This window comes from Spirilliplanes yamanashiensis, assembly GCF_016863475.1.
Classification (GTDB): domain Bacteria; phylum Actinomycetota; class Actinomycetes; order Mycobacteriales; family Micromonosporaceae; genus Spirilliplanes; species Spirilliplanes yamanashiensis.
This window is the reverse complement of record NZ_BOOY01000031.1, coordinates 36365-61370: the sequence shown is the minus strand read 5'-3', so window position 1 is coordinate 61370 and position 25006 is coordinate 36365. Positions and strand designations below refer to the sequence as shown.

Annotated in this window: 24 protein-coding genes; 19 read left to right on the top strand and 5 right to left on the bottom strand. The window is 74.4% G+C overall.

The features are described from left to right. From Sya03_RS22170 to Sya03_RS22160, 3 genes are all read right to left on the bottom strand, one after another. Positions 1-654: a response regulator transcription factor gene (locus Sya03_RS22170; protein WP_203940297.1), complete on the bottom strand. Its 654-nt coding sequence runs from the start codon at positions 652-654 to the stop codon at positions 1-3. Further along, the gene (locus Sya03_RS22165) at positions 647-1729 is read right to left on the bottom strand and encodes a sensor histidine kinase (RefSeq protein ID WP_203940296.1); all 1083 of its coding nucleotides are present in this window, start codon (positions 1727-1729) and stop codon (positions 647-649) included. The genes Sya03_RS22170 and Sya03_RS22165 overlap by 8 nt, the downstream gene beginning before the upstream one ends. Before the next feature lie 61 nt (positions 1730-1790). Next, positions 1791-2564 carry a Clp protease N-terminal domain-containing protein gene (locus Sya03_RS22160; RefSeq protein ID WP_203940295.1) on the bottom strand — a complete coding sequence of 258 codons (774 nt, stop codon included), beginning with the start codon at positions 2562-2564 and terminating at the stop codon, positions 1791-1793. Positions 2565-2633: 69 nt separating this feature from the next. Here Sya03_RS22160 and aroB point away from each other — a divergent pair, with 69 nt between their 5' ends. From aroB to nusB, 4 genes are read left to right on the top strand one after another with little or no spacing between them, the layout of a single operon-like run. Further along, positions 2634-3710: a 3-dehydroquinate synthase gene (gene aroB, locus Sya03_RS22155; RefSeq protein ID WP_203940294.1), complete on the top strand. Its 1077-nt coding sequence runs from the start codon at positions 2634-2636 to the stop codon at positions 3708-3710. Next, entirely contained in the window at positions 3707-4138 is a 432-nt protein-coding gene (gene aroQ / locus Sya03_RS22150) for a type II 3-dehydroquinate dehydratase (protein ID WP_203940293.1), read from the top strand. Before aroB ends, aroQ begins: the two co-directional genes overlap by 4 nt. Before the next feature lie 55 nt (positions 4139-4193). Next, positions 4194-4751: an elongation factor P gene (efp, locus tag Sya03_RS22145; RefSeq protein WP_203940292.1), complete on the top strand. Its 558-nt coding sequence runs from the start codon at positions 4194-4196 to the stop codon at positions 4749-4751. Between the two features lie 26 nt (positions 4752-4777). Further along, a complete protein-coding gene (nusB, locus tag Sya03_RS22140) occupies positions 4778-5188 on the top strand; it encodes a transcription antitermination factor NusB (protein WP_203940358.1) in 411 nt (136 codons plus the stop codon). 99 nt (positions 5189-5287) lie between these two features. Here nusB and bldD read toward each other — a convergent pair whose 3' ends face one another. After that, positions 5288-5776: a transcriptional regulator BldD gene (gene bldD / locus Sya03_RS22135; protein ID WP_015624001.1), complete on the bottom strand. Its 489-nt coding sequence runs from the start codon at positions 5774-5776 to the stop codon at positions 5288-5290. A gap of 341 nt (positions 5777-6117) precedes the next feature. Here bldD and pyrR point away from each other — a divergent pair, with 341 nt between their 5' ends. The 14 genes from pyrR (at position 6118) to Sya03_RS22065 (ending at position 22455) form a co-directional block, all read left to right on the top strand. Continuing rightward, positions 6118-6675 carry a bifunctional pyr operon transcriptional regulator/uracil phosphoribosyltransferase PyrR gene (pyrR, locus tag Sya03_RS22130; protein ID WP_203940357.1) on the top strand — a complete coding sequence of 186 codons (558 nt, stop codon included), beginning with the start codon at positions 6118-6120 and terminating at the stop codon, positions 6673-6675. Further along, positions 6672-7595: an aspartate carbamoyltransferase catalytic subunit gene (locus Sya03_RS22125; protein WP_203940291.1), complete on the top strand. Its 924-nt coding sequence runs from the start codon at positions 6672-6674 to the stop codon at positions 7593-7595. Before pyrR ends, Sya03_RS22125 begins: the two co-directional genes overlap by 4 nt. Then, positions 7592-8857 carry a dihydroorotase gene (locus Sya03_RS22120; RefSeq protein WP_203940290.1) on the top strand — a complete coding sequence of 422 codons (1266 nt, stop codon included), beginning with the start codon at positions 7592-7594 and terminating at the stop codon, positions 8855-8857. Before Sya03_RS22125 ends, Sya03_RS22120 begins: the two co-directional genes overlap by 4 nt. Then, on the top strand, positions 8854-9972 hold the full coding sequence (gene carA, locus Sya03_RS22115) for a glutamine-hydrolyzing carbamoyl-phosphate synthase small subunit (protein ID WP_203940289.1): 1119 nt from the start codon (positions 8854-8856) through the stop codon (positions 9970-9972). Before Sya03_RS22120 ends, carA begins: the two co-directional genes overlap by 4 nt. Then, on the top strand, positions 9965-13282 hold the full coding sequence (carB, locus tag Sya03_RS22110) for a carbamoyl-phosphate synthase large subunit (RefSeq protein ID WP_203940288.1): 3318 nt from the start codon (positions 9965-9967) through the stop codon (positions 13280-13282). The genes carA and carB overlap by 8 nt, the downstream gene beginning before the upstream one ends. Next, positions 13279-14292, top strand: a complete 1014-nt coding sequence (locus Sya03_RS22105) for a quinone-dependent dihydroorotate dehydrogenase (protein WP_203940287.1) — start codon at positions 13279-13281, stop codon at positions 14290-14292. The genes carB and Sya03_RS22105 overlap by 4 nt, the downstream gene beginning before the upstream one ends. Then, on the top strand, positions 14292-15572 hold the full coding sequence (locus Sya03_RS22100) for an adenosylmethionine--8-amino-7-oxononanoate transaminase (protein WP_203940286.1): 1281 nt from the start codon (positions 14292-14294) through the stop codon (positions 15570-15572). The genes Sya03_RS22105 and Sya03_RS22100 overlap by 1 nt, the downstream gene beginning before the upstream one ends. A gap of 18 nt (positions 15573-15590) precedes the next feature. After that, positions 15591-16421, top strand: a complete 831-nt coding sequence (gene pyrF, locus Sya03_RS22095) for an orotidine-5'-phosphate decarboxylase (RefSeq protein WP_203940285.1) — start codon at positions 15591-15593, stop codon at positions 16419-16421. Between the two features lie 183 nt (positions 16422-16604). Next, positions 16605-16922 (top strand): integration host factor, actinobacterial type, encoded by a 318-nt coding sequence (gene mihF / locus Sya03_RS22090; protein ID WP_203940284.1) that lies wholly within the window; start codon positions 16605-16607, stop codon positions 16920-16922. Between the two features lie 27 nt (positions 16923-16949). Then, complete coding sequence (gene gmk, locus Sya03_RS22085; RefSeq protein WP_425543768.1) at positions 16950-17558, top strand: guanylate kinase; 609 nt, start codon at positions 16950-16952, stop codon at positions 17556-17558. A 19-nt stretch (positions 17559-17577) separates the two neighbouring features. Next, entirely contained in the window at positions 17578-17841 is a 264-nt protein-coding gene (gene rpoZ / locus Sya03_RS22080; RefSeq protein ID WP_203940282.1) for a DNA-directed RNA polymerase subunit omega, read from the top strand. A 65-nt stretch (positions 17842-17906) separates the two neighbouring features. Then, the gene (coaBC, locus tag Sya03_RS22075) at positions 17907-19097 is read left to right on the top strand and encodes a bifunctional phosphopantothenoylcysteine decarboxylase/phosphopantothenate--cysteine ligase CoaBC (RefSeq protein WP_203940281.1); all 1191 of its coding nucleotides are present in this window, start codon (positions 17907-17909) and stop codon (positions 19095-19097) included. An 87-nt stretch (positions 19098-19184) separates the two neighbouring features. Continuing rightward, complete coding sequence (gene metK, locus Sya03_RS22070) at positions 19185-20378, top strand: methionine adenosyltransferase (protein WP_203940280.1); 1194 nt, start codon at positions 19185-19187, stop codon at positions 20376-20378. Positions 20379-20529: 151 nt separating this feature from the next. Next, positions 20530-22455: a primosomal protein N' gene (locus Sya03_RS22065; protein ID WP_486387573.1), complete on the top strand. Its 1926-nt coding sequence runs from the start codon at positions 20530-20532 to the stop codon at positions 22453-22455. An 82-nt stretch (positions 22456-22537) separates the two neighbouring features. On the opposite strand, the gene Sya03_RS22060 is transcribed toward Sya03_RS22065, so the two are convergent. Then, positions 22538-23719: an esterase-like activity of phytase family protein gene (locus Sya03_RS22060; RefSeq protein ID WP_203940279.1), complete on the bottom strand. Its 1182-nt coding sequence runs from the start codon at positions 23717-23719 to the stop codon at positions 22538-22540. Between the two features lie 58 nt (positions 23720-23777). Here Sya03_RS22060 and Sya03_RS22055 point away from each other — a divergent pair, with 58 nt between their 5' ends. Beyond that, positions 23778-24971 carry a cytochrome P450 gene (locus tag Sya03_RS22055; protein ID WP_203940278.1) on the top strand — a complete coding sequence of 398 codons (1194 nt, stop codon included), beginning with the start codon at positions 23778-23780 and terminating at the stop codon, positions 24969-24971. Positions 24972-25006 lie beyond the last annotated feature (35 nt).

Genomic DNA, 25006 nt, shown 5'->3' with positions numbered 1-25006 from the left:
TCACTGCCCGAGGCCGCTGCGGTGCGCGATGGCGACGGCCTGCGCCCGGCTCGCCGCCCCCAGCTTCGTCAGGATGCGGCTGACGTACGTGCGGACCGTGTCGGGGCTGAGCCGCAGCCGCGCCGCGACCGCCGCGTTGTCGTCGCCGCGGGCCACCTCCCGCAGCACCTCCAGCTCCCGCGCCGTGAGCAGCCCGATGCGCGGGTCGGGCGCGGCGACCGGCGCGGCCACGGCCCGGTCCATGACCCGGCGGGCGACGCCGGGGGCCAGGGCGGGCTCGCCGCGGGCGGCGGCGTGCACGGCGGCGCGCAGCGCCTCGCCGGAGGCGTCCTTGAGCAGGTAGCCGTGGGCGCCCGCGCGCAGCGCGCCGAGCACCTCGTCGTCGGTGTCGAACGTGGTGAGCATGAGCACGGCGGTGCCCGGGCACGCCGCGCGCAGCTGCCGGGTGGCGGCGATGCCGTCGAGGCCGGGCATGCGGATGTCCATGAGCACCACGTCGGGGGCCACCCGGCGGGCGAGGGCGACGCCGGCCGCGCCGTCGGACGCCTCGCCCGCGACGGCGATGCCGCCGCCGGGATCGCCGGTCAGCAGGGCGACGATGCCGGCGCGGATGAGCGGCTGGTCGTCGACGACCACGACGCGCACGTCAGCCATGGTGCGTCCCCACGGGCAGGGTCGCGGCGACCCGCCAGCCCGGGCGGGCCGGGCCCGCGGTCAGGGTGCCGCCGAGGGCGGTGATGCGTTCCCGCATGCCGGTGAGGCCGGCGTGCTCGGCGGCGGGCGCGGTGACGGTGCCGTCGTCGTGGACGTCGACGAGCAGGTCGTCGCCGGCGCGGCGGACGCTGACGGTGAGGGTGCCGCCGTCGGAGTGCCGCAGCGCGTTCGTGACGGCCTCCTGGACGAGGCGGAACGCCGTCGCGGACACCCCGTCGGGGACCGCGCCGGGGCGCACGTCGAGGTGGACGGTGAAGCCGGCGGTGCGGGCGGTGCCGGCCAGGGCGGTCACGTCGGCGAGGGTCGGGCGCAGCTCGCGGACGGTGGCGCGCAGCTCGTCCAGGGCCCGTGACACGGCGGCGCTGACGTGGTCGAGGGCGGCGGCCGTGGCGGCGGGGGAGCGGTGCGCCTCCTGCCGGGCGACGTTGGCGTGCACGGCGGCCACGGTGAGCGTGTGGCCGATGGAGTCGTGCAGGTCGCGGGACAGCTCCTGGCGGTGCTCGTGCAGGCGGCGGTCGGCGGCCAGGGCGATCTGCGCGCCGGTCAGGGCGTCGATGCGGCGGCGGGCGCGGACCAGCTCGCCGAGCGCGACGGCGGCGCCCATCAGCGCGACGTGGCCGACGGCGTCGTACAGCACGACGTAGCGGAAGCTCTGGCCGGTGGCGAGCCGGTAGCCGATGGAGCCGGCCAGCACGGCGACGGCGACGGCGACGGCGGTGCGCCGGTGGCCCGCCTCGGCGGCGGAGTAGAGGGCCGCCGCGACGGGCACGGCCACGCCGAGCGCGGGGAACCCGGCGGCGTAGTAGGCGAACAGGCCGGTGGCGGTGAGCAGCAGCACGGTGCGCGCGTAGCGGCGGCGCCAGAGCATGAGCACGCCCAGGGCGGCGGCGCCGGCGTAGGCGCCGGGGCCGGTGTCGCCCTCGGCGGCCTGCCCGGCCGCGGCGACCACCACGAGGGCGGCGGCCACGCCGATCGCCGGCGCGACGTCCGCCCGCCACCCCAGCCGCGCCGCCACGCCCCGATGCTAGGCGCCGCGGGCCCGGCCGCGCGTACGCCGGAAGGCGACGGTTCCCCCGTCAGGTGCGGGCCTCGAGCCGCTCGATGCGCTCGACGAGCGGCGCGAGCTCGGCCCGCACGGCGGCCAGCAGCGCGTCGGGCCCGGCGCGCCCGGCGGGGACGGGGGAGGCGGCCGAGCCGCGCAGGTGTGCGTACCCGGCCAGGGCGCCGGTGGAGGCGCGCAGGTGCGAGTAGCCGGCGAGCGCGGCGGCGACGGCGCGCCGGACGGCCCGCGCGTCGGCGCCGGCGGCGCGCAGCACCCGGCCGGCCGCGCCGTCGGGCTCGGCGGCCAGCCCGATCAGCAGGTGCTCGCAGCCGACGTAGTTGTGCCCGAGGGCGGCCGCCTCGGCGACGGGCGCCTCCAGCGCGTTGGCGGCGGGGGTGCTCCAGCGCAGGCCGGGCTCGCCGCCCGCCGGCTCGGCGAGGTCGGCGTCGCGCAGGGCGCCGGCGAGGCGGGCGGGCTCGATCTCCATCGCGCGCAGCACCTCCAGCGCGAGGTTGCCGCCCTCGTCGACGAGCGAGCGCAGCAGGTGGCCGGTGCCGACGGCCGCCGCGCCGGTGCCGCGGGCGGCGGCGACGGCGCCGGTCAGGACGGTCACGGCGCGGGCGGTGAACAGGGGCAGCCGCTCGGCCAGGTCGTCGGCGTCGGCCTCGCCGAGGACGGTGGAGCGGATCGCGGTGACGCGCCGCACGGCCTGCTCGAGGGCGCGCTGGCAGACGGCGGAGACCGGGACGCCGGTGTCGCGGACGGCCTCGGCGAGGTCGTCGGGCAGGTACACGTTGATTTTGGGCATGCGCCATGTGTACCCCTAGTGGGGTTAGGTGTCTATAACCCCATGGCGGCGAGACTAGGCTCGGCCGTGATGAACACCGACGTGACCCGCATCAACGTGGCCGGCGAGCGGCCGTACGACGTCCTGGTCGGCCGCGACCTGCCCGGCGCGCTGCCCGCCCTGGTCGACGGCGCCGCCCGCGCCGCGGTCCTGTACTCGGCCCCGCTGCGCGCCCGCGCCGAGGCGATCGCCGCCGGGCTGGCCGCGGCGGGGGCCCGCCCGCTGCCGATCGAGGTGCCCGACGCCGAGGCCGGCAAGACGGTCGAGGTGGCCGCGCGCTGCTGGGACGCCCTCGGCGCCGCCGGCTTCACCCGCACGGACGTCGTGGTCGGCGTCGGCGGCGGCGCCGTCACCGACCTCGCGGGCTACGTCGCCGCGGCGTGGCTGCGCGGCGTGCGCTGGGTGCCGGTGTCGACGTCGCTGCTCGGCATGGTCGACGCGGCCGTCGGCGGCAAGACCGGCGTGAACATCGCCGCGGGCAAGAACCTGGTCGGCGCGTTCCACCCGCCGGCCGGGGTGCTGTGCGACCTCGACGCCCTCGACACGCTGCCGCCGGTCGACCTGGCGGCCGGGCTCGCCGAGGTGGTCAAGTGCGGCTTCATCGCCGACCCGGCCATCCTCGACCTGGTCGAGCGCGACCCGGCGGCGGCCGCCGACCCGCACGGCGCGGTCGTGCGCGAGCTGATCGAGCGCGCCATCCGGGTCAAGGCCCACGTGGTCGGCGCCGACCTGCGCGAGTCCGGCCTGCGCGAGATCCTCAACTACGGCCACACCCTGGCCCACGCGATCGAGAAGGTCGAGGGCTACACCTGGCGGCACGGCCACGCGGTCGCCGTCGGCACCGTCTACGCGGGCGAGCTGTCGCGGCTGGCCGGCCGGCTCGACGACGCGACCGCCGCCCGGCACCGCGCGGTGCTGGAGCTGTTGGGCCTGCCGACGTCGTACGCGGGGGAGTGGGCCGGGCTGCTGAAGACCATGCGGGTGGACAAGAAGGCGCGCGCCGACCGGCTGCGGTTCGTGGTGCTCGACGGCCTGGCGAAGCCGGGCATCCTGGACGGGCCGGACGACGCGCTGCTGGAGCGCGCCTACGCGGCGGTGGCGGCATGACCGCCGTGCACGTCCTCAACGGCCCGAACCTCGGCCGGCTCGGCACCCGCGAGCCCGCGGTGTACGGCTCCACCACCTACGCCGACCTCGTCGCGCTGTGCGAGCGGGCGGGCGAGGAGCTGGGCCTCGACGTGACCGTCCGGCAGACCGACGCCGAGCACGAGATGCTGGCCTGGCTGCACGCCGCCGCCGACGAGCAGGTGCCGGTGGTGCTCAACCCGGGCGCCTGGTCGCACTACAACCTCGCGGTGCGCGACGCCTGCTCGATGCTGCGCGCGCCGCTCGTCGAGGTGCACATCTCGAACATCCACGCCCGCGAGGCGTTCCGGCACCACTCGGTGATCTCCGCGGTGGCCACCGGCGTGGTCGCCGGGCTCGGGGTGCACGGCTACGTGCTGGCACTGAGGCACATCGCACAGGCACCGTAGCGTCGCGTAAGCTCGACCGGTCCAGAACTCATCCGCGGCACAAGCAAGGTAGGACATGGCTTCCACCAACGACCTGAAGAACGGCCTGGTGCTCAACCTCGACGGCGAGCTGTGGGCCGTCGTGGAGTTCCAGCACGTCAAGCCGGGCAAGGGCGGGGCGTTCGTGCGCACCACGCTGAAGAACGTCCTCTCCGGCAAGGTCGTCGACAAGACGTTCAACGCCGGTACCAAGGTCGAGACGGCCACGGTCGACAAGCGCACGATGCAGTACCTGTACCAGGACGGCGACGACTTCATCTTCATGGATCTGAGCACCTTCGACCAGATCCCCGTCCCGTCGGGCACCGTCGGCGAGGCCGCCAACTACCTGCTGCCCGAGGCCGAGGCCACCGTCGCCACGCACGAGGGCGTGCCGCTGTACATCGAGCTGCCGACGAGCGTCTTCCTCGAGGTCACCTACACCGAGCCGGGCCTGCAGGGCGACCGGTCGACCGGCGGCACCAAGCCGGCCACGGTCGAGACCGGCGCGACGGTCAACGTCCCGCTGTTCATCACCACCGGTGAGAAGATCAAGGTCGACACCCGCGACGGCCGCTACCTCGGCCGCAGCTGACCATGGGTGAGGGCCCGAAGGTCTCGATGCCCGCCCGCCGCAAGGCGCGCAAGCGGGCGCTGGACGTGCTCTACGAGGCCGACATGCGCGACCAGCCCCCGGTGGAGGTCCTCGCGGGCTATCTGCAGCGCATCGAGCGGCCGCTGCCGGACCACATCGACTACACGACGAGCCTGGTCGAGGGCGTCGCCGCGCACCTCGACCGGATCGACGAGCTGATCGCGAGCTACGCCGAGGGCTGGACGATCGACCGCATGCCGGTCGTCGACCGCAACCTGGCCCGCATCGCGATCCACGAGCTGCTGTACGTCGACGAGATCGACGACCCGGTGGCGATCAGCGAGGCCGTCGAGCTGGCCAAGCAGATGTCCACGGACGACTCGCCGCGGTTCCTCAACGGCATCCTCGGCCGCATCGCCGAGTTCGCCACCCGCTGAAACCCGCACACAACGAAGAACTCGCGCCGCTGATGCGGCGCGAGTTCCTCGTCGTACGGCTGCGGGGCCGGTGGCGGCGGCCGGGCAGCGGCGGGAGCCTCAGGAGGCGAAGAACGCCCGGGGGTCGGCGACGAGCACACCCTGCTCGGTCAGGCGCTCGATGAGGCCGGACGGCGAGATGTCGTACACGATCGCCAGGGCGCGCAGGTCGTCCGCCCTTATCGACAGGACGCGGCCGTTGTAGTCGCCGCGCTGCTGCTGGATCGCCCGGGCGTAGCGCGCGACGTAGGCCAGGTCCTCGCCGGCCGCGTCGTACAGCTTCTCCAGGTCCAGCACGATCTTGTTGGTCGCCTCCAGGCGCACGCCGCTGCCGTCGGGCAGCAGCTCGGAGACGGGAACGCGGTAGAAGTCCGCGAGCTCGGCGAGGCGGGAGACGGTGACGGCGCGGTCGCCGCGCTCGTACGAACCGACGACGACGGCCTTCCACCGGCCGTTCGACTTCTCCTCCACCCCCTGCAACGACAGGCCCTGCTGCTGGCGGATGGAGCGCAGGCGCGCCCCCAACGACTTGGCGTACTCAGAAGGCATTCGCCACACTCCCGTTAGCTCGGCTGGCCCGGGGCGTACGGGCCCCGGCGATCGCTACGCTGCGTGACGGTACGGCGGAAGCGACGCCCGGTCAAGTGCTGGTCACCGGACAGTCGCGGCGGGTTCGGCACTTGACCCTTTCGTCCCCGTGATCCGTGCCGCAGGGCGACGTCAGGCACGTCACCATGGTCAATCTCCGGGCCGCTGGTAACGTAGCGTCAGCCATCGGCCAGGCGTTGCGGCGCCCGGGCCGACCGACATCCTTTAACGACCCGTCCCGTGAGGCGGGGAAGGAGTCCATCGTGGCCTATTCTCAGGCTGCCCACCCGCCTTCGACGGCTTTGCCCGATGTGCCCGCCTCCGAGAAGGTCATCCTCTCGGCCGCCGACATCCAGCGCGTCGTCGACCGCATCGCGCACCAGATCCTCGAGAAGACCTCCGGCGCCACCGGCACGGTGCTGCTCGGCATCCCGACCCGGGGCGTCCCGCTGGCCCGCCGGCTCGCGGCCCGCATCCACGCCTTCGAGGGCATCGACGTGCCGGTCGGCGCGCTCGACATCACGCTCTACCGCGACGACCTGCGCCTGCAGGCCACCCGGGCGATCGGCAAGACCGAGCTGCCCGGCGGCGGCATCGACGGCCGGCGGGTGATCCTCGTCGACGACGTCCTCTACTCCGGGCGCACGGTGCGCGCCGCGCTCGACGCCCTCAACGACGTCGGCCGGCCCAGCTCGGTGCAGCTCGCGGTGCTCGTCGACCGCGGCCACCGGCAGCTGCCCATCCGCGCCGACTACGTCGGCAAGAACATCCCGACCGCCCTGGCCGAGAAGGTGCGGGTCCGCCTCGCCGAATGCGACGGCGGCACGGACGAGGTCAAGCTCCTGGGGAGGACCGCATGATCCGGCACCTGCTGAGCGCCGCCGACCTGGACGCCGAGACCGCCACGCTGATCCTCGACACCGCCGCGGAGATGGCCGCGCTGGCCGGCCGCGAGGTCAAGAAGCTGCCGACGCTGCGCGGGCGCACCGTGGTCAACCTCTTCTACGAGGACTCCACCCGCACCCGCATCTCGTTCGAGGCGGCGGCGAAGCGGCTCAGCGCCGACGTCATCAACTTCTCCGCGAAGGGCTCCAGCGTCAGCAAGGGCGAGAGCCTGAAGGACACGGCGCTGACCCTGCAGGCGATGGGCGCCGACGCGGTCGTCATCCGGCACCCGGCCAGCGGCGCCCCGCACCGGCTGTCGTCCTGGGTGGACGGTTCGGTGGTCAACGCCGGCGACGGCACCCACGAGCACCCCACGCAGGCGCTGCTCGACGCGTACACGATGCGCGCCCGGCTCGGCCGCCTCGACGGGCTGAACGTGGCGATCGTCGGCGACGTGCTGCACAGCCGGGTGGCCCGCTCGAACGTGCTGCTGCTGTCGACGCTCGGCGCCAACGTGACGCTGGTCGGCCCGCCCACCCTGATCCCGGTGGACATCGCCGCCGCCCTGAGCAAGACCACGCGGGTGAGCTACGACCTGGACAGCGTGCTGCCCGACGCCGACGTCGTCATGATGCTGCGGGTGCAGACCGAGCGCATGCAGGACAGCTACTTCCCCAGCGCGCGCGAGTACGCCCGCCGCTACGGCCTCGACGTGCCGCGCATGCGCAAGCTGCCCGAGCACGCCATCGTCATGCACCCGGGCCCGATGAACCGGGGCATGGAGATCGCGCCCGAGGTGGCCGACTCGCCCCGCTCCACGATCGTCGAACAGGTCGCCAACGGCGTCAGCGCCCGGATGGCCGTCCTCTACCTGCTGCTCGGAGGCAAAGCGTGACGAGTTACCTCATCAGGGGCGCCCGGATCCTCGGCGGCGAGCCCGCCGACCTGCTGATCCGCGACGGCCGCATCGCCGAGCCCGGCGGCGCCGCCGACGAGACGATCGACGGCACCGGCCTGGTGGCCCTGCCCGGCCTGGTCGACCTGCACACCCATCTGCGCGAGCCCGGCCGCGAGGACGCCGAGACGGTCGAGACCGGCTCGCGCGCCGCGGCGCTGGGCGGCTACACCGCGGTCTGCGCGATGGCGAACACCTCGCCGGTCGCCGACACCGCGGGCGTCGTCGAGCAGGTGTGGCGCCTCGGCCGCGAGGCGGGCCTGGTCGACGTGCAGCCGATCGGCGCCGTCACCGTCGGCCTGGCCGGCGAGCGCCTGGCCGAGCTGGGCGCGATGGCCACCTCCGCCGCCACCGTGCGGATCTTCTCCGACGACGGCCAATGCGTCGCCGACCCGCGGCTCATGCGCCGGGCCCTGGAGTACGTGAAGGCGTTCGACGGGGTCATCGCGCAGCACGCCGAGGAGCCGCGGCTCACCGAGGGCGCGCAGATGCACGAGGGCGAGGTGTCCACCCGCCTGGGGCTGACCGGCTGGCCCGCCGTCGCCGAGGAGGCGATCATCGCCCGCGACGTGCTGCTCGCCGAGCACGTCGGCAGCCGCCTGCACGTCTGCCACGTCTCCACCGCCGGGTCGGTCGAGGTGCTGCGGCACGCCAAGGCCCGCGGCGTGCGGGTCACCGCCGAGGTCACCCCGCACCACCTGCTGCTCACCGACGAGCTGGCCGCCAGCTACGACCCGGTGTACAAGGTGAACCCGCCGCTGCGCACCGCCGCCGACGTGCAGGCCCTGCGCGAGGCCCTGGTCGAGGGCGTCATCGACATCGTCGCCACGGACCACGCCCCGCACGCCGTGGAGGACAAGGAGTGCGAGTGGGCGTACGCGCGCCCCGGGATGCTCGGCCTGGAGACGGCCCTGCCGATCGTGCTGAGCGTGCTCGGCGAGCGGTGGGAGCTGATCGCCGACCGGATGTCGCGCACCCCGGCCCGCATCGCCGGGCTCGACGGCCACGGCGGCTCGCTCGCCGTCGGCGACCCCGCCAACGTGACGCTGGTCGACCCCGCCGCCCGCCGCCAGGTGGACGCCGCGGAGCTGGCCAGCCGCAGCCGCAACACCCCGTACGCGGGGATGACCCTGCCGGGTCGCATCGTCGCGACCTTCCTTCGTGGCGAGGCCACGGTGCTCGACGGAAAGGCCGTGAAGTGACCAGGACACCAGCGATTCTCGTCCTCGAGGACGGGCGCACCTTCCGGGGGGAGGCGTACGGCGCCGTCGGCGAGACGTTCGGCGAGGCCGTCTTCACCACCGGCATGACCGGCTACCAGGAGACGCTGACCGACCCGTCGTACCACCGGCAGGTCGTCGTGCAGACCGCCCCGCACATCGGCAACACCGGCGTGAACCTGGAGGACGACGAGTCGGCGCGGATCTGGGTCGCGGGCTACGTGGTCCGCGACCCGGCCCGCCGGCCGTCGAACTGGCGCGCCACCGGCGACCTGGGCGAGCGGCTGGCCGCCGAGGGCGTCGTCGGCATCAGCGGCATCGACACCCGGGCGCTGACCCGGCACCTGCGCGAGCGCGGCGCGATGCGGGTCGGCATCTCCAGCGCCGACCTCGACCCGGCCGCCCTGCTGGCCAAGGTGCAGGCGTCGCCGCAGATGGTGGGCGCGGACCTGTCGGCGGAGGTGACCACCGCCCGGCCGTACACGGTCGAGGCGATCGGCGAGCACCGCTACACCGTCGCCGCGCTCGACCTGGGCATCAAGCGCAACGTGCCGCGGCGGCTGGCCGCCCGCGGCGTCACCACCCACGTGCTGCCCGCCACGTCCACCCTGGACGAGATCCTGGCCGTCGGCCCGGACGCGGTGTTCTTCTCGCCCGGCCCCGGCGACCCGGCCACCGCCGACCACCCGGTCGCCCTGGCCCGCGAGGTGCTGCGCCGCGAGATCCCGCTGTTCGGCATCTGCTTCGGCAGCCAGATCCTCGGCCGCGCGCTCGGCTTCGGCACCTACAAGCTGGGGTACGGCCACCGCGGCATCAACCAGCCGGTCGTCGACCGGACCACCGGCAAGGTCGAGGTGACCAGCCACAACCACGGCTTCGCCGTCGACGCCCCGCTGAACACCGTCATCGACACGGACTTCGGCGGCGTCGAGGTCAGCCACGTGTGCCTCAACGACAACGTGGTCGAAGGGCTGCGGGCGCTCGAGGTGCCCGCCTTCACCGTCCAGTACCACCCGGAGGCGGCGGCCGGCCCGCACGACGCGGACTACCTGTTCGACCGCTTCAAGGACCTGATCGAAGGTAAGCAGCATGCCTAAGCGCGACGATCTACGGCACATCCTGGTCATCGGCTCCGGCCCCATCGTCATCGGGCAGGCCTGCGAGTTCGACTACTCCGGCACCCAGGCGTGCCGGGTGCTGCGCGCCGAGGGGATCCGCGTCTCGCTGGTCAACTCCAACCCGGCCACGATCATGACGGACCCGGAGTTCGCCGACGCCACCTACGTCGAGCCGATCACCCCGGAGTTCGTCGAGCAGGTCATTGCCAAGGAGCGCCCGGACGCGATCCTGCCGACGCTGGGCGGGCAGACCGCGCTGAACACGGCGATCGCGCTGCACGAGAGCGGTGTGCTGGACAAGTACGGCGTCGAGCTGATCGGCGCGAACGTCGAGTCGATCCGCCGCGGCGAGGACCGGCAGCTGTTCAAGGAGATCGTGGCGAAGGCCGGCGGCGAGACCCCGCGCAGCCGCGTCTGCCACTCGATGGACGAGGTCCGCGCGACCGTGGCGGAGCTGGGCCTGCCGGTCGTCATCCGGCCGTCGTTCACCATGGGCGGGCTGGGCTCGGGCATGGCGCACACGCTCGACGACCTGGAGCGCATCGCCGGCACCGGCCTGGCCGCGTCCCCGGTCACCGAGGTGCTCATCGAGGAGAGCGTGCTCGGCTGGAAGGAGTACGAGCTCGAGCTGCTGCGCGACCGGCACGACAACGTGGTGGTCGTGTGCTCCATCGAGAACCTCGACCCGATGGGCGTGCACACCGGCGACTCCGTCACCGTCGCCCCGGCGATGACCCTCACCGACCGCGAGTACCAGGACCTGCGCGACATGGGCATCGCCGTGCTGCGCGAGGTCGGCGTCGACACGGGCGGCTGCAACGTCCAGTTCGCGATCAACCCACGCGACGGGCGCCTGGTCGTCATCGAGATGAACCCGCGGGTCAGCCGGTCCTCCGCGCTGGCGTCGAAGGCGACCGGCTTCCCGATCGCGAAGATCGCGGCGAAGCTGGCCATCGGCTACACCCTCGACGAGATCCCGAACGACATCACCGCGGAGACGCCGGCCGCGTTCGAGCCGAGCCTCGACTACGTGGTGGTGAAGATCCCGCGGTTCGCGTTCGAGAAGTTCCCGGGCGCCGACCCGGAGCTGACCACGACGATGAAGTCGGTCGGCGAGGCGATGAGCCTGGGCCGCAACTTCACCGAGGCGCTGAACAAGGCGATGCGCTCGATGGAGGACAAGGCGGGCGGCTTCTGGACCGTGCCGGACCCGGCGGGCTCCACGGTGGAGTCCACCCTGGCCGACCTGCGGATGCCGCACGACGGCCGGCTCTACACCGTCGAGCGGGCGCTGCGGCTGGGCGCCACCGTCGAGCAGGTGCACGAGGCGTCCGGCGGCATCGACCCCTGGTTCCTCGACGAGATCGCCGCGCTGGTCGCCCTGCGCCAGGAGATCCTGGACGCGCCGGTGCTCAGCGAGGAGCTGCTGCGCGCCGCCAAGCGCGCCGGCGTCTCCGACCGCCAGCTCGCCGCGCTGCGGCCGGAGCTGGCCGGCGAGGACGGGGTGCGCACGCTGCGCCACCGGCTCGGGGTGCGCCCGGTCTACAAGACGGTCGACACGTGCGCCGCCGAGTTCGCCGCGAAGACGCCGTACCACTACTCGTCGTACGACGACGAGACCGAGGTCGCGCCGAGCGACCGGCCGAAGGTGCTCATCCTGGGCTCCGGGCCGAACCGCATCGGCCAGGGCATCGAGTTCGACTACTCCTGCGTGCACGCCGTCATGGCGCTGCGGGCGGCCGGCTACGAGACCGTCATGGTCAACTGCAACCCGGAGACCGTCAGCACCGACTACGACACCGCCGACCGGCTGTACTTCGAGCCGCTCACCTTCGAGGACGTCCTGGAGGTCGTGCACTCGGAGCAGACGTCCGGCGAGGCGGCCGGCGGCCCCGGCGTCGTCGGCGTGATCGTGCAGCTCGGCGGCCAGACCCCGCTCGGCCTGGCGCGGCGGCTCAAGGCGGCGGGCGTGCCCATCGTCGGCACGTCGCCCGAGGCGATCCACCTCGCCGAGGAGCGCGGCGCGTTCGGCAAGGTGCTGGCCAAGGCCGGCCTGCGGGCGCCCGCCCACGGCACCGCGGTCAGCTTCGACGAGGCCAAGGCCATCGCCGACGAGATCGGCTACCCGGTGCTGGTCCGGCCGTCGTACGTGCTGGGCGGCCGCGGCATGGAGATCGTCTACGACGAGCCCACCCTGGCCGGCTACATCGAGCGGGCCACCGAGATCAGCCCGGACCACCCGGTGCTGGTCGACCGGTTCCTCGACGACGCCATCGAGATCGACGTGGACGCGCTCTGCGACGCCACCGGCGAGGTCTACCTCGGCGGCGTGATGGAGCACATCGAGGAGGCCGGCATCCACTCCGGCGACTCGTCCTGCGTGCTGCCGCCGATCACCCTGGCGGCCTCGCACATCGCCGAGGTGCGCCGCTACACCGCGGAGATCGCCCGCGGCGTCGGGGTGCGCGGCCTGCTCAACGTCCAGTACGCCCTCAAGGACGACGCGCTGTACGTGCTGGAGGCCAACCCGCGGGCGTCGCGCACGGTCCCGTTCGTCTCCAAGGCCACGGCGGTGCCGCTGGCGAAGGCGGCCGCCCGGATCATGCTGGGCGCCACCATCGCCGAGCTGCGCGCCGAGGGGATCCTGCTGCCCTCCGGCGACGGCGGCGACGTGCCCGCGGGCGCGCCGATCGCCGTCAAGGAGGCGGTGCTGCCGTTCAAGCGGTTCCGCACCCCCGCCGGCCAGGGCGTCGACAGCCTGCTCGGCCCGGAGATGAAGTCCACCGGCGAGGTCATGGGCATCGACACCGGCTTCGGGCAGGCGTTCGCCAAGAGCCAGGCCGCGGCGTACGGGTCGCTGCCGACGTCCGGCAAGGTCTTCGTGACCGTCGCCAACCGGGACAAGCGCTCGATGGTGTTCCCGGTCAAGCGGCTGGCCGACCTCGGCTTCGAGATCGTCTCGACGGCGGGCACCGGCCAGGTGCTGCAGCGCTACGGCATCGACTGCACGATCGTGCCGAAGCACTTCGAGGCGCCCGGCAAGAACGCCGTGACGCTCATCGCCGAGGGCGAGATCGCGCTGGTCATCAACACGCCGCAGGGGTCGGGCGCCAGCGCCCGCTCCGACGGCTACGAGATCCGCAGCGCGGCGGTCACCGCCGACATCCCGTGCATCACCACGGTGCCGGGCGCGGCGGCGGCCGTGATGGGCATCGAGGCGCTGATCAACGGCGACATGACCGTCCGCCCGCTGCAGGAGCTGCACGCCGCGCTCCGGCAGGAGTCGTGAGTCTGTTCACCGCCGCCGTCCGGCCCGTGCTGTTCCGGGTCGGCGGCGGCGACGCCGAGGCGGCGCACGAGTGGACGCTGCGCCGCCTCGCCGGCCTGGCGCCGGCCGCCCGGCGGGCGCTGCACCGGCAGAACTTCGTCAGCGCGCCGCGCACGGTGTTCGGGGTGCGGTTCCCGAACGCCGTCGGGCTGGCCGCCGGGATGGACAAGAACGGTGTGGCGCTGCCCGCGTGGCCCGCGCTCGGCTTCGGCTTCGTCGAGGTCGGCACGGTGACCGCGCACGCCCAGCCGGGCAACGACCGGCCACGGCTGTTCCGGCTGCGCGCCAGCGAGGCCGTCATCAACCGGATGGGCTTCAACAACGCCGGCGCCGCGGCCCTCGCCGAGCGCCTGCGCGACCTGGGCGCGCTGCCGGTGCCGCTGGGCGTCTCGCTCGGCAAGTCGAAGGTGACGCCGATCGAGGAGGCCGTGCAGGACTACCTGGCGTCCTACGAGCTGGTCCGGCCGTTCGCCGACTACATCGCCGTGAACGTGTCGTCGCCGAACACCCCCGGCCTGCGCTCGCTGCAGGACCGGGCGCACCTGGAGGGGCTGCTGGGCGCGCTCGTCGGCAAGGTCCCGGTGCTGGTGAAGATCGCCCCGGACCTCACCGAGCCGGCCATCGCCGAGGTGCTGCAGGCGTGCGCCGACCACGGCGCGGCCGGCGTGATCGCCACCAACACCACGCTGTCGCGCGACGGGCTCGCCCCGGCCGACCAGCACCGCGCGGGCGAGGCCGGCGGCCTGTCGGGGCGGCCGCTGACCGAGCGGGCGCACAAGGTCGTCGACTTCGTGCACCGGGAGACCGGCGGCCGGCTGCCGATCATCGGTGTGGGGGGCATCCTCGACCCGGACGACGCCACCCGCCTGATCGACGCGGGCGCGGACCTGGTGCAGCTGTACACCGGCTTCATCTACCGCGGCCCCGGCCTGGTGAAGGCGGTCGCGCGGGCGATCCCCGGGCACGACTGATGCGGCCGGACGAGCTGCTCGCGTACGACCGGGCGCACGTCTGGCACCCCTACGGCCCGATGCCGTCGCGCGCCACGCCGTACCTGGTGCGCAGCGCGGCCGGGGTGCGGCTGACGCTCGCCGACGGCACCGAGCTGGTCGACGGCATGTCGTCGTGGTGGGCGGCGATCCACGGCTACCGGCACCCGGTGCTCGACGCCGCCCTCGCCGAGCAGGCCGCCGCGATGAGCCACGTGATGTTCGGCGGGCTGACCCACGAGCCCGCGATCCGGCTGGCCCGCACGCTGGTCGAGCTGACGCCGGCGGGGCTGGAGCACGTGTTCCTGTGCGACTCCGGCTCGGTGAGCGTCGAGGTGGCCGCGAAGATGGCCCTGCAGTACCAGCGGGCGGTGGGCCGCCCCGAGCGCCGGCGGCTGGCCACCTGGCGCGGCGGCTACCACGGCGACACGTTCCAGCCGATGAGCGTGTGCGACCCGGTCGGCGGCATGCACCAGCTGTGGACGGGCGTGCTGCCGCGTCAGGTGTTCGCCGACGCGCCCCCGGACGGCTTCGCCGCGCCGGTCTCCGCGGCCTACGTCGACCATCTCACCGCGACGGTCGAGGCCCACGCGGGCGAGCTGGCCGCCGTGATCGTCGAGCCGGTGGTGCAGGGCGCGGGCGGGATGCGCTTCCACCACCCGGCGTACGTGCGGGCGCTGCGCGAGGTCACGGCCGCGCACGGCGTGCTGCTGATCCTCGACGAGATCGCCACCGGCTTCGGCCGCACCGGCGCGCTGTTCGCCGCGGACCACGCCGGCGTCGCGCCGGACGTCCTCTGCGTGGGCAAGGCGCTCACCGGCGGCTACCTGACCCTGGCGGCGGCGCTGTGCACCACCGAGGTGGCGGCGGCCGTGTCGGCGGGGGAGGGCGGCGGCCTGGCGCACGGGCCGACGTTCATGGCGAACCCGCTGGCGTGCGCGGTCGCCTCGGCGTCCCTCGGGCTGCTCACGGGCGGTGACTGGGCCGAGGACGTCCGCCGGCTCGAACGGGGCCTCACGGCCGGCCTGGAGCCGCTGCGCGGCGCGCCCGGGGTGGCGGACGTGCGGGTGCTGGGCGGCATCGGCGTCGTCCAGCTCGACCACCCGGTCGACGTGGCCGCGGCGACCGCCGCCGCCGTCGCCGCGGGCGTGTGGGTGCGCCCGTTCCGCGACCTGATCTACACCATGCCGCCGTACGTCACCGGCGACGCGGACCTGGCCCTGATCGCGCGCGGCATCGCGGCCGCCGCGGCGGCGGGCTGAACACGAAAGGGGTACATCGTGGAACCGTTCGGGAGCCGCCTCGCGGCGGCCGTGAGCAAGCGCGGGCCGCTGTGTGTCGGGGTCGACCCGCACAGCGCCCTGCTGGCCCGCTGGGGCCTGTCCGACGACGTCGAGGGCCTGGCCCGGTTCGCCGGAACGGTGGTCGAGGCGGTGGCCGATCACGTCGCCGTGGTGAAGCCGCAGTCGGCATTTTTCGAGAGATTTGGATCACGCGGCATCGCCGTCCTTGAGTCAACTATCCGACAGTTTCGCGAGGCCGGAGTGCTCGTCCTGCTCGACGTGAAGCGGGGTGACATCGGGTCCACGATGGCCGCCTACGCATCGGCATATCTCGATCAGTCCAGCCCGCTGGCCTCCGACGCGATCACGGTCAGCCCGTTCCTCGGCTTCGGCTCGCTGCGCCCCGCGCTCGACCTGGCCGCCGAGCAGGGCGCCGGCGTCTTCGTCCTGGCGCTGACGTCCAACCCGGAGGGCCCGGCCGTGCAGCACGCCGTCGGCCCCGGCGGCGCGACCGTCGCGCAGACCATCATCGACGAGATTTCGCAGGTCAACAGGGGTGCGACGCCACTCGGCAGCGTCGGCGCGGTGGTCGGCGCGACGATCGGCGAGACCGGCCACGACCTCTCGGCGATCAACGGCCCGCTGCTCGCGCCGGGCCTCGGCGCGCAGGGCGCCACCCCTGACGACCTGCGCCGCGTCTTCGGCGCCGCCCTGCCGCACGTGCTCCCGTCGTACTCCCGGGAGGTCCTGAACGCCGGCCCCGACGTCGCCGGCCTGCGCGCCGCGGCCCTGCGCGCGGCCGATGCCTGCCGCGCGGCGCTCGGGTGAAACGGCCTGCTTACCAGGGGGGTCCCGAGCCGGTCGGGGGGTACCCCCACGTTGCCGAAACCGGCGTTGACCGCTAGTTTTCCCGGCGCCGGGAACCACATGCCCCTTTGGTTCCCGGGCACACCACGTTTCACAGAGTGCCGGTATTGGGATACCGGTGCGATAGGGACCTGAGGAGAACTGGTGCCGCTCCCGTCACTGAGCCCCGAGCAGCGCGCTGCCGCGCTGGAGAAGGCTGCGGAGATCCGTAAGGCCCGTGCTGAGCTGAAGGACCAGCTCAAGCAGGGCAAGACCACCCTCGCCGACGTGCTCGACCGGGCGGAAGGCGACGACGTCGTCGGCAAGCTGAAGGTTTCGGCGGTGCTGCAGGCGCTGCCGGGCATCGGCAAGATCCGGGCGACCCAGATCATGGAGAAGCTCAAGATCGCTGACAGCCGTCGCCTGCGCGGCCTCGGCGAGCAGCAGCGTAAGGCCCTGCTGGGGGAGTTCGCTGCGAACTGATCCAGGCCCTCGTGTAGGAATGAGCACGTGAGCATGGATGACGACGCGCGCCCGGCAGCTCGCCTCACCGTCCTGTCCGGCCCCTCCGGGGTCGGCAAGGACAGCGTGATCGAGCTGATCCGGGCGCGCTCGCCGTGGATACGCCTGTCGGTCTCGGTGACGACCCGCAAGATGCGCGACTACGAGGTCGACGGGGTGCACTACCACTTCGTCGACCGCGCGGAGTTCCAGCGCCTGGTCGACAGCGGTCAGCTGCTGGAGTGGGCCGAGTTCGCCGGCAACCTCTACGGCACACCCCGCTCGCAGGTCGAGGGCTGGCTCGCCGCCGGCATCCCGGTCCTGCTGAAGATCGACCTGCAGGGCGCCCGCCAGGTGCGGGCCACGATGCCCGAGGCGCAGCTGGTCTTCCTCGCCCCGCCGAGCGTCGAGGAGCTGAAGCGCCGGCTGGTCGGCCGCGGCACCGACGACGAGGACACGATCCGGCGCCGCCTGGCCCACGCCGACGAGGAGATGGCGGCCGAGAAGGAGTTCGACCGCACGGTCGTCAACGACTTCGTCGAGCGGGCCGCGGACGAACTGGTAGGATTGCTCGGTTCGTTATCCCTGGCCCCGGCGCAACCGCGTCCCGGCGTTTGAGATCAACAAGAGGATTTCCGTGGGAACTGTCGCCAACCCCGAAGGCATCACCAACCCGCCCATCGACGAGCTGCTCGACAAGACCTCGTCGAAGTACTCGCTGGTGATCTTCGCGGCCAAGCGTGCCCGTCAGGTCAACGCCTACTACAGCCAGCTCGGCGAGGGCCTCCTGGAGTACGTCGGCCCGCTGGTCGAGACGACGCCGCAGGAGAAGCCGCTGTCGATCGCGATGCGTGAGATCAACGCCGGCCTGCTCACGGCCGAGCCGATCGACCAGCCCTGAGCCACACACCGTCCGGATCCCGCGCCCGCCGGCGCGGGATTCGTCGTATCCGGGGGTAGCCTGCCGTGCCGAACGTCGTGCTGGGGGTGGGCGGCGGGATCGCCGCCTACAAGGCCTGCGAGCTGTTGCGACTGTTCACCGAGTCCGGCCACGCCGTGCGGGTCGTGCCGACCGCGTCGGCGCTGGCGTTCGTCGGCGCGCCCACCTGGGCCGCGCTGAGCGGGCAGCCCGTCGCCACCGACGTGTGGAGCGACGCCCACGAGGTGCCGCACGTGCGCATCGGCCGGCACGCCGACCTGGTCGTGGTCGCCCCGGCCACCGCCGACCTGCTGGCCAAGGCGGCCCACGGCCTCGCCGACGACCTGCTCACCAACACGCTGCTCACCGCCACCTGCCCGGTCGTGTTCGCGCCCGCGATGCACACCGAGATGTGGGAGCACGCCGCCACGGCCGACAACGTCGCCACCCTGCGGCGGCGCGGCGCGCACGTCATCGAGCCCGCCGTCGGCCGGCTCACCGGCGCCGACACCGGCAAGGGCCGGCTGCCCGACCCGGCGGCGATCTTCGCGTACGCGCTGCGGGTCCTGCGCGCCCCGCGCCGCGACCTGGCCGGCCGGCGCGTCGTCGTCACCGCCGGCGGCACCCGCGAGCCGCTCGACCCGGTGCGGTTCCTCGGCAACCGGTCGTCCGGCAAGCAGGGGTACGCCTTCGCGGCCACCGCCGCCGCCCGCGGCGCCGCCGTCACGCTGATCGCCGCCAACGTCTCGCTGCCCGACCCGGCCGGCGTCGAGGTCGTGCGGGTCGGCACCACGCTGGAGCTGCGCGCCGCCACGCTGGCCGCCGCCGAGGGCGCCGACGCCGTCGTCATGGCCGCCGCGCCCGCCGACTTCCGGCCCGCCGTCGTGGCCGAGCAGAAGATCAAGAAGACCGGTGGCGCCGCGCCCGTCGTCGAGCTGGTGACCAATCCGGACATCGCCGCCGAGCTGGGCGCCGCGAAGCCGGCCGGTCAGGTCCTGGTGGCGTTCGCCGCCGAGACGCACGACGCGCTGGAGCACGCCCGCGGCAAGCTGACCCGCAAGAACGCCGACCTGATCGTCGTCAACGAGGTCGGCGCGGACCGCGTCTTCGGCGCCGACGCCAACACCGTGACGGTCCTCGACGGCCGCGGCGTGGTGGCTACGCTCGGTGAACAGCCGAAGGAATCCGTGGCCGACGCGGTCTGGGACCTCGTCGTAGATCGGCTGGTCACATCCTGAGTCACGACGCAACCCAAGCACGTCGATCGGGTAGCCGATGACTACACTTCCGCGGGAACATCCCCCATCGACATTCTGAGGAGCACCGTGGCACGCCGCCTGTTCACGTCCGAGTCGGTCACGGAAGGCCACCCGGACAAGATCGCTGACCAGATCAGCGACGGCATTCTCGACGCCCTGCTCACGCAGGACCCCCGCAGCCGCGTCGCGGTGGAGACGCTGATCACCACCGGCCAGGTGCACGTCGCCGGTGAGGTCACCACCAAGGCGTACGCGGACATCCCCACCATCGTCCGCGAGACCATCCTCGGCATCGGGTACGACTCCTCGAAGAAGGGCTTCGACGGCGCGTCCTGCGGCGTCAGCGTCTCGATCGGGTCGCAGTCGCCCGACATCGCGCAGGGCGTCGACACCGCCATCGAGCAGCGCGAGGGTGAGGCCGGCGACGCGCTGGACACCCAGGGCGCCGGCGACCAGGGCATGATGTTCGGCTTCGCGTGCAACGAGACGCCCGAGCTGATGCCGCTGCCGATCGCGCTGGCCCACCGCCTCGCGCGCCGCCTGTCGGCCACCCGCAAGGACGGCACCATCCCGTACCTGCGCCCGGACGGCAAGACCCAGGTCACCATCGAGTACGACGGCCTGCGCCCCGTGCGGCTCGACACCGTCGTCGTGTCGTCGCAGCACGCCGCGGACATCTCGCTGGAGAGCCTGCTCACACCGGACGTGCGCGAGCACGTGATCGCCCCCGAGCTCGAGAGCCTCGGCCTCGACACCGAGGGTTACCGCCTGCTGGTCAACCCGACCGGACGGTTCGAGATCGGCGGCCCGATGGGCGACGCCGGCCTCACCGGTCGCAAGATCATCGTCGACACCTACGGCGGCTACGCCCGCCACGGCGGCGGCGCGTTCTCCGGCAAGGACCCGTCCAAGGTGGACCGCTCCGCCGCGTACGCGATGCGCTGGGTCGCCAAGAACGTCGTGGCCGCCGGCCTCGCCGAGCGCTGCGAGACCCAGGTCGCCTACGCCATCGGCAAGGCGCACCCGGTCAGCCTGTTCGTCGAGACCTTCGGCACCGAGACCGTCGCGGTCGAGAAGATCGAGAAGGCCATCAACGAGGTCTTCGACCTGCGCCCGGCCGCGATCATCCGCGACCTCGACCTGCTGCGCCCGATCTACCAGCAGACGGCGGCGTACGGCCACTTCGGCCGCGAGATCCCGGACCTGCGCTGGGAGAACACCGACCGCGCCACCGACCTCAAGGCGGCGGCGGGCGCCTGACCCGCCCGCACCGCGCCACAGGGCGCCCCGGCCTCGGCCGGGGCGCCCTGTGCGCGTCGTGCGGCGTCGCGGCGGGACTGTCGGGGGCGGGCGGCAGAATGGCCGGGTGGCGACGACGGTGACCAAGCGGGAGCGGCAGCCGGCCGGGCGGCTGTCCGTCGCGCGCGTCTGCGTCGACATGGGGCTCGCCCACCTCGACCGGCCGTTCGACTACCGGGTGCCCGCCGAGCTCGACGAGGCGGCCCAGCCCGGGGTGCGGGTCAAGGTGCGGTTCGCCGGCAAGGTCGCCGACGGCTGGGTGCTGGACCGCGCCGAGACCTCCGACCACGACCGGCTGGCCTGGCTGGAGAAGGTCGTCTCGCCGGAGCGGGTGCTGACGCCGGAGCTGATCACCCTGGCCCGCGCGGTCGCCGACCGCTACGCGGGCAACCTGTCCGACGTGCTGCGGCTGGCCGTGCCGCCGCGGCACGCCCGCGTCGAGGCGGAGCCGACCGCGGCGGACGACGACGCCGGCGCCCCGGAGGTCCCGCCGGTCGACCCGGCCGGGTGGGGGCGCTACCCGGCGGGCGCGGCGTTCCTGCGGGCGCTGGCCGACGGGCGGCCCCCGCGCGCGGTGTGGTCGGCGATGCCGGGGGAGGACTGGCCGGCCCGCTACGCGGAGGCGGCGGCCGAGACCGTCCGCAGTGGCCGCGGGGCCGTGTTCGTGGTGGCCGACGCGCGCGACCTCGACCGGCTCGACCGGGCGCTGGCCGCGGCGCTCGGCCCCGGGCGGCACGTGGCGCTCAGCGCGGCGCTCGGCCCGTCGGAGCGCTACCGCCGGTTCCTCGCGGCCAGCCGCGGGCGGGTCGCGGTGGTGGCCGGCACCCGGGCGGCTATGTTCGCGCCGGTGCCCCGGCTCGGCCTGGTCGGCATCTGGGACGACGGCGACGACCTGCACGCCGAGCCGCGCGCGCCGTACCCGCACGCCCGCGACGTGCTGCTCACCCGGGCCCGGCTCGGCGACGCGGCGGCGCTGGTCGGCGGCTGGACCCGCACCGGCGAGGGCCAGCTGCTGGCCGAGACCGGCTGGGCGCGCGAGATCGTGCCCGACCGGGCCACCCTGCGCACCCGAGCCCCCGTCGTCACCCCGACGGGCGACGACCCGCAGCTCGCCCGCGACCCGGCGGCCGCGACGGCCCGGCTGCCCAGCCTGGCCTGGCAGGCGGCCCGCGAGGCGCTGAAGGACGGCGCGGCGGTGCTGGTGCAGGTGCCCCGCCGCGGCTACCTGCCGTCGGTGTCGTGCGGCGACTGCCGCGCGCCCGCCCGGTGCCCGCACTGCGCCGGGCCGCTGCAGCTGAGTGCGTCGCGGGCGGTGCCCGCGTGCCGGTGGTGCGGCCGGGTCAGCGCCGGCTTCGCGTGCCCGCACTGCGGCGGGCGGCGGCTGCGCGCGGCCGTGACCGGGGCCCGGCGCACCGCGGAGGAGCTGGGGCGGGCGTTCCCGGGCGTGCCGGTGCGCACGTCGGGCCGCGACGAGGTGCTCGACACGGTCGGGGCCGAGGCGGCGGTCGTGGTGGCGACGCCGGGCGCCGAGCCGGCGGCGTCGCCCGGCTACGGCGCGGTGCTGCTGCTCGACACGTGGGCGCTGCTGACCCGCGCGGACCTGCGCGCGGCGGAGGAGACCCTGCGGCGGTGGACGGCCGCGGCGGCGCTGGCCCGGCCGGGCGGCCGGGTCGTGGTGGTGGCCGACGGGTCGCTGCCGGTGGTGCAGGCGCTGCTGCGCTGGGACCCGGCGTGGCACGCCGGCCGCGAGCTGGCCGAGCGGCGCGAGCTGGGCTTCCCGCCCGCGGCCCGGATGGCCAGCCTGACCGGGAAGCCGGAGGCGGTGGCCGAGCTGCTCGCCGAGCTGAAGCTGCCCGAGCGGGCCGACGTGCTGGGCCCGGTGCCGGCGGGCGGCGACGACGAGCGGATGCTGGTCCGGGTGCCGCGGGGCGACCTCGCCGAGCTGGCGCGCAACCTGCACGCGGCGTCGGCGGCCCGGTCGGCCCGCAAGGCGCCGCACCCGGTGCGGGTCCAGATCGACCCGGCGGACCTGTTCTAGGCGCCTATTGTCCTAGGATGCTCTGCGCGGTGTGACGCGGGTGGCCCCGGGACGACGGCACCCCGGGGCCGGGCGACGGCGGTCAGCGCAGGACGCGCGGGTCCGGGCGCAGCGAGCGGGGCAGCCGGACGGTGATGAACTCGTTGTCGTCGGCCACGCCCGCGGTGCGGCCCGACGAGCCGGGGAAGTTGTTGTCGTTGAGGACCGCCACGGTGCGGTCGTCGAGCAGCACGACCGACTCGATCGTCACGAACGGGAACCGGAACGTCGGGCCGGGGCCGCCCAGCCGCTTCGGGTCGGCGATGTCGAGCAGGTCCAGCACGAGGGTCTTGTCGAGCACGCCGTCGCCGTCGCGGTCGCGCCGGTCGGCCACGTACAGGCGCTTGACCGCGGCCGCGTCGCCCTGGTTGTTGTCGCGCTCGATGACCAGGAACCGGTGGGCGTCCAGGGCGATCGCGTCGCCGATGGCGTGCGCCGGGTTGTCGAGGCGGTAGACGAACTGCGTGCCGGTGTAGCCGCCGGTGCGCGTCGAGAACTCGCTGAACCGCAGGTCGCCCGGGGTGTCACCGGCGACGGTGCCCTCCAGCAGCGGGTAGAGGAAGCGCCCGTCGGGGGAGGCGGCCATGCCCTCGAAACCCTTGCTGCCGCCCAGGTTCGGCGACCCGGCCGGGTTCTCCGGGGCGCGCACGCCGGGCAGCGCCACCGGCGGGGCGAGCAACCGGCCGGCCCGGTCGGCGTGCAGCAGCCACGGGCCGAACTCGTCGCCGATCCAGTACGAACCGTCGCGGTCCCGGACGATCGACTCCACGTCGAAGTCGGCGCCGGTGAGCACCCGGTCGGCCCGGGTCAGCGGGAACGGCACGTGCCCGGCCGGGTCGGTCAGGTTGATGCCGCCGAGCACGTCGACGGCCCCGGTGCGCGGCACCGGCGCGATGCGGTGGATGCGCAGCAGGAAGTCGGCGCTGTTGGCCCGGTTGCCGAAGCCGTTGTCGCTGAGCACCTCGTAGGTGCCGCCGCCGGCGCGCAGGACGCCGGAGAAGCCCTGCACGGGCTGGTCGGCCCAGGGCGCGGCGATGCCGTTGACCGGGGCGGTGCCCAGGGCGGCGCCGGCGGGCTCGCTGCCGGGCACGAAGGTCAGCGCGGGCAGGCCGGCGAACCCGGTGAGGACCGGCCGGCCGGCGGTGGCGGTGGCGGTGGCGGCGGGCACGGCCGCGGCCGCGGTGGCGAGCAGCGCGAGGGCGCTGAGGGTGGCGAGACGTCGCATGGGCCGGACGCTAGACACGCCGGGTGAACGGGCGGCGGCCATGGGCCAACATGGACGGATGGACCCGATGGACGCCGTCACCGCGCTGCTGTCGCCCGAGGGCGCCGGCGACCCGTACCCGCTGTACGAGGCGCTGCGGCCGTACGGGCCGGTGGTGTCCCTCGGCGAGACGCTGCACCTGGTGGTGGGCTACGAGGCGGTGGACGCGGCGCTGCGCGACCCGGCGCTGGGCGTGCCCGACGCCGCCGGCATGGACGGCCGGTGGCCGGAGTGGCGGCACAACCGGGCGGTGTCGCTGTTCGTGACGTCGATGCTGCGCTCCAACCCGCCGGCGCACACCCGGATGCGGCGGCTGGCGGCGGGCGTGTTCACGGCGCGCCGGGTGGGGCGGCTGCGGGACACGGTGGCGGGGCAGGTGGCGGAGCTGGTGGACGCGCTGCCGCCGGAGGCGGACGTGATGGAGGAGCTGGCGTACCCGCTGCCCGTGGCGGTGATCTGCGCGCTGCTCGGCGTGCCCGCGTCCGACCGCGCCCGGTTCCGCCGCCTCGCGGTGGACCTCACCGCGGTGCTGGAGCTGGTGGTGTCGCAGGACCAGGCGGAGCGGGCGCACGCGGCGGGCAAGGAGGTGGCCGCGTACCTGGCCGACCTGGCGGCGCGCCGCCGCGCCGAGCCGGGCGACGACCTGGTGAGCGCGCTGACGCAGGCGTACGACGCGGGCGGCGACCGGCTGACCGGCGACGAGCTGCTGGGCAACCTGATGCTGCTGCTGGTGGCCGGGTTCGAGACGACGGCGAACCTGCTCGGCAACGGCACGGCGGTGCTGCTGGACCGGCCGGAGCTGGCGCGGCGGCTGGCGGACGACGAGGCGTTCGCGGAGCCGTTCGTGGAGGAGGTGCTGCGCTGGGACGCCCCGGTGCAGCTGACCGACCGGATCCCGCTGCGCGACACGGTGGTGGCGGGCGTGCCGGTGCGGGCCGGGTCGCAGGTGGTGCTGCTGCTGGGCGCGGCGAACCGGGACCCGGCGCGGTTCGCCGGCCCGGCCGCGTTCGACCCGGCCCGGGCGCAGAACACGCCGATCACGTTCGGGGCGGGCGCCCACTACTGCCTGGGCGCCCCGCTGGCCCGGCTGGAGGCGCAGCTGGCGCTGCCGGCGCTGGCCCGGCGGCGGCCGCGGCGGGCCGGACCGGCGGCCCGGCGGTCCCGGCTGACCCTGCGCGGGTACGCGTCGCTGCCGGTCACGGTGACTCCGTAGCGGCTCCGTAGACTGGTCGGTCGAGCCGTCGTCGA